This is a genomic window from Loktanella sp. DJP18, assembly GCF_049310965.1.
Lineage (GTDB): Bacteria > Pseudomonadota > Alphaproteobacteria > Rhodobacterales > Rhodobacteraceae > Loktanella.
In genome coordinates this window covers 1-3,811 of the sequence record NZ_JBMERN010000216.1, presented here as the reverse complement: position 1 = coordinate 3,811, position 3,811 = coordinate 1, and the positions used below count along the sequence as shown (strand labels likewise).

6 protein-coding genes are annotated in these 3,811 nt (G+C 65.1%); 1 reads left to right on the top strand and 5 read right to left on the bottom strand.

Annotated features, from left to right (window positions below; genetic code table 11):
* The 5 genes from ACOI1H_RS24050 to ACOI1H_RS24030 form a co-directional block, all read right to left on the bottom strand.
* On the bottom strand, positions 1-905 hold a 905-nt coding region (locus ACOI1H_RS24050; RefSeq protein ID WP_422440727.1), incomplete at its 3' end, for a DUF3179 domain-containing protein.
* Complete coding sequence (locus ACOI1H_RS24045) at positions 902-1,372, bottom strand: DoxX family protein (RefSeq protein ID WP_422440726.1); 471 nt, start codon at positions 1,370-1,372, stop codon at positions 902-904. The genes ACOI1H_RS24050 and ACOI1H_RS24045, both read right to left, overlap by 4 nt.
* The gene (locus ACOI1H_RS24040) at positions 1,372-2,130 is read right to left on the bottom strand and encodes a DNA-binding domain-containing protein (RefSeq protein ID WP_422440725.1); all 759 of its coding nucleotides are present in this window, start codon (positions 2,128-2,130) and stop codon (positions 1,372-1,374) included. Before ACOI1H_RS24040 ends, ACOI1H_RS24045 begins: the two co-directional genes overlap by 1 nt.
* A complete protein-coding gene (locus ACOI1H_RS24035) occupies positions 2,114-2,980 on the bottom strand; it encodes a DUF692 domain-containing protein (protein WP_422440724.1) in 867 nt (288 codons plus the stop codon). The genes ACOI1H_RS24040 and ACOI1H_RS24035 overlap by 17 nt, the downstream gene beginning before the upstream one ends.
* Before the next feature lie 54 nt (positions 2,981-3,034).
* The gene (locus ACOI1H_RS24030) at positions 3,035-3,334 is read right to left on the bottom strand and encodes a DUF2282 domain-containing protein (RefSeq protein ID WP_422440729.1); all 300 of its coding nucleotides are present in this window, start codon (positions 3,332-3,334) and stop codon (positions 3,035-3,037) included.
* Between the two features lie 267 nt (positions 3,335-3,601).
* Between ACOI1H_RS24030 and ACOI1H_RS24025 the strand changes: the two genes are divergently transcribed.
* Positions 3,602-3,811: transposase (locus tag ACOI1H_RS24025; protein ID WP_422440722.1), on the top strand; the 210-nt coding region annotated here is incomplete at its 3' end.

Sequence of the window (3,811 nt, the reverse complement as noted above, 5' to 3'; positions counted from 1 at the left end):
TCATGCACCACGTCCAGCCCCGCCGCATCGGTAACACGGATGTTGCCGACCTCGCGGCCCGCGCCGATGCTGCGGCTGTCGAGCGCCGAGGCCTGCCCTTCGGACCACTGCAGGATGACGCCGGCCTCTCGGATGTCGCGGGCCTGCGACAGGCGGGACAGGGGCCAGGCCCGGTTGCCGACGCGGACGACCCGTTCCAGCGGGTCGATGCCGTGCGGCGGGTCTTCGCCCGCGTAAAGAAAGGGGCGCGAGGTGTCATACCCTTCGTAGGGATTGCTGCCATAGGACCGCGACCAGTCGGGTTCAGCCATCACCAGACCGTCAGGATGGGCCGCGCGGAACGCGCCCCAGCTTTCCATCGGGGCGGCGAGCTGTTCCAACCGCCGCCCCGCATGGGTGCCGACAATCCCCTGTCCCAATGCCTGCTGCCACCAGCTTTCTGTGTCGCGGTCATACATGATCATGTCGGAAAACCGCAGCAGACCTGACACGCCGAATGTCAAATGGCGCCCGTCAAGGCGCGGGTCGAAGACCATGCCGGTGTTGCACAGCGGGCAGAATGTCACCAGCACGGGCACGCCGTCGATGTTGTCATTCACGATCTCGTGCCACATCAGATACCGGATCGGATAGGCGCGCGCCGCCTGGCCGGGCAAGGCCACCGTCATCACAGGTTCGCGGTTGGACAGGCGGGTCTCTGAGTTGGCGGCGATGAAGGCAGGATCGCTGAGCGCCGGGATGCCGTCCTTTGGTGGCCCGCCGGAGATGACCTCGGCCAGATCGATGTCCGACCGGGCAAAGTCAGTCTGCGGCCACGTCGCGCCGTAGGGATTGCGCGCCTGTGCCGACAGGTGGAACGGCCACAGAAGCGCGACGGCCGACAGGACCGCGCGCCGCCGCATCATGTGACCGGGGCCAGCCGGCGCGCGGTCCGCATCCCTGCGCCGTCGATTCCCAGAACCCGGTCGAGCGAGACAGCGCCCGGACCCCGTGCGATCAGCGCCAGGAATGCCGCGGCCCACAGGCCATGCGTGACCCAGGCATCGGGATAGACGAAGATCTGGATCACTGCCGTCATGCCCAGCAGCCCCAATGCCGACACCCGCGTGGCAAGGCCAAGGATCATCAGGATCGGCAACACATGCTCTGCCGTGGTGCCCAAGACCGCCGCAAGCTGCGACGGGATCAGGGGCAGCGCGTATTCGTGTTCGAACAGGAACCAGGTTGAGTCCTTGATCGAAAACACGCCATCGACCTTGGTGCGCCCGGATTGCAGGAAGACCATCGCGGGAAACACCCGCAGGGCAAGGGCCACGACATCGTGCGGAATGCGGTCGAACAAGGCGTTCAACCGGGTCAGTATGGCAAGCATCAGGTGTCCCCCTTCGGATCGAGAATGGCGCCCATCTGCATCAGGTGCCGGATCAGGGGTTGTGCGTCGTGTCCCGGTGCCGCCCATTGGGCAAGCTCTGCCGCCGTCGTCAGCGTGGCACCGCGGCGCAGATGGTCCAGCAACTCGGCGTCGCCTTCGCCGATGGCGAAGACAGGGACGTCGAAGCTGCGATCGCGCAGGATCAGCGCGATTTCGGACCCGGCAAGGGTCAGACTGTCGGGCGTCGCACCCGGTTGATTGTGCCGCCAGATCGACACCGCCGGATGGTTGCAACGGATCACCTGCGCCGAGGGGTGCAGCCGCAGCGTCAGCCGTGACGGGTCGGCGTCAAGGAAACTCTCGGTGCGGGCCGACCTTGCATCTGCTGCATGAAAGGCCACGCCGCGCGCGTATTCGATCCGAGCCACGTCGGCCATGTAGGGATAAGCCGCCAGTGGCCCAAAGTCGGCTAGAAAGGCGGCAAAGCTGTCGCCCCAAGCCAGCAACACGGGCGATTGCGGGCGATGCGCCTCGGCATAGATGCGGGCCATCGCGCCAAAGAACGCTTCCCCGACCAGACGTTCGATCACGGGAAACCGTTTGGCCAGCGCCGCTGTCAGGCTGACCGCCACGTTGTTGCGGTAGACGGCAAAGCGGCGCTCGACCTCCTGCGGCACCACCGCGGTCGCCCCATCGGGCAGTGTGGCGCCCCTCAGGGCGGCGTCGAAGGCCGCCGTGAAGTCAGGATACGCGAACACGGCCCAGCCCTCCACCCTGCAGGATCGCGTCCTGCAGGATCGCGTTTGCCCGCGCCGCCTCGGCCCGCAGGACGGGCCATGCGGGCACGTCGTTGTCCCATTCCACGAGGGTCGGCAGCGGCCCCGCCCGGGCCACGACCTCTGCATAAAGCGCCCAGACCGGGTCCGCGACCGGGGTGCCATGCGCGTCGATCAGCAGCGGCCCGGAGGGCAGTTCTTCCTCGGCATGACCGCCCAGATGAATTTCGCCCACATGGTTCATGGGAAAGTCCGCAAGCCACGCACGCGGGTCAAGCCGGTGGTTCACGCAGGACACAAAGACATTGTTCACGTCCAGCAGCAGCCCACATCCGGTGCGATCCGCAACCGCCTTTAGAAAGGCGACTTCTGGCATGGTGGACTGTACGAAGGTCACATAGGTCGACGGGTTTTCCAACAGCATCTGGCGGCCCAGGGCCGTCTGCACCGCGTCCACATGATTGCAGACCAGCGCCAGCGTCTCGTCCGTGTAGGGCAGCGGCAGCAGGTCGTTCAGATAGTCGGTCCCGTGGCTTGACCAGGCCAGATGTTCCGAGAAGCTGGCAGGCTCGTACCGGTCGCACAGCGTCCTGAGCCGGGCCAGATGCGCGGCGTTGACGGGCCGCGACCCGCCGATCGACAAGCCCACACCATGCACCGACAGGGCGAAATCGGCGCGCAGCGACGTTAGTTGCGCATGCGGCAGACCGCCGGCACCCATGTAGTTTTCGGCATGGACCTCCAGAAAGCCGACCGGACCGGGGTCCTGGCGGATGGCCCCGAAATGGTCCGGCTTGAAGCCGACACCGACAGCGTTTGGCAGCGTGTTCATGCGATCCTCCCTGAAAGTCGTGGCGGGGGGGGCACCCCCCGCCCGTCGGTCACGTCACGCAGGGACGTCGCGGGTCAGCGCCTCGAGAGCGCCCATGCGGGCGGTGCCGTCGGCGGCCGCAGGCAGTTCCATCGTGGCGCAGGTGCCGGCCGGCACCAATGTCCAGGCGTTGCCCTGGAAATCCACCTTCGATGTGCCGGCGCAGGTCGTTCCCGGACCTGCCGCACAGTCGTTCTGCCCGGCCAGCGATACGCCGAAGCACTTCTCCATGTTGTCCTGTGCATGGGCACCGGTCGCAGCCACCAGTGTCAGCGCACAGGTCAGCGCGGCACCAAGTCCGATATTCGATTTCATGAGGGTCATGTCGTTCTCCATGTTGAACCAGATCGGGCCCTTGCATCGGGCCACACTGACACGTCCGCTGGCGAAGCCGTTCGTTACAGCGCTCACGAACTGGTGATCAGCTGAGCGAACCGATTCCCTTTTTTCCGGCGGGATCACGTATGGCGGAGGAACAGCATAAAATCTCCTGCACTCTGTAACGGATCGGGCTGTGAGAGGTGGTCGCAGGATTTCGGACCAGTTGCTAAGCTTTAGCGACTGATGAAGGACCGAGCCGACATGACGAAACGCAAGCGCTATACATCGGAGTTCAAGGCGAAGGTGGCTTTGGAAGCCATCCGCGAGGAACTGACGACGGCCGAGCTGGCCAAAAAATACGACATTCATCCGACGATGATCACCGGCTGGAAGAAAGCGGCGATCGAGAACTTGGCCGCCGCGTTTGATGGCAAGATGACAGCTGCGCCGTCGATTTCTGATCGAGAGCTG

Bases quoted from the DNA above. Each gene is read 5' to 3' on its own strand.
- ACOI1H_RS24045 (WP_422440726.1), bottom strand. From the start codon at position 1,372: ATGCTTGCCATACTGACCCGGTTGAACGCCTTGTTCGACCGCATTCCG.
- ACOI1H_RS24035 (WP_422440724.1), bottom strand. From the start codon at position 2,980: ATGAACACGCTGCCAAACGCTGTCGGTGTCGGCTTCAAGCCGGACCAT.
- ACOI1H_RS24030 (WP_422440729.1), bottom strand. From the start codon at position 3,334: ATGAAATCGAATATCGGACTTGGTGCCGCGCTGACCTGTGCGCTGACA.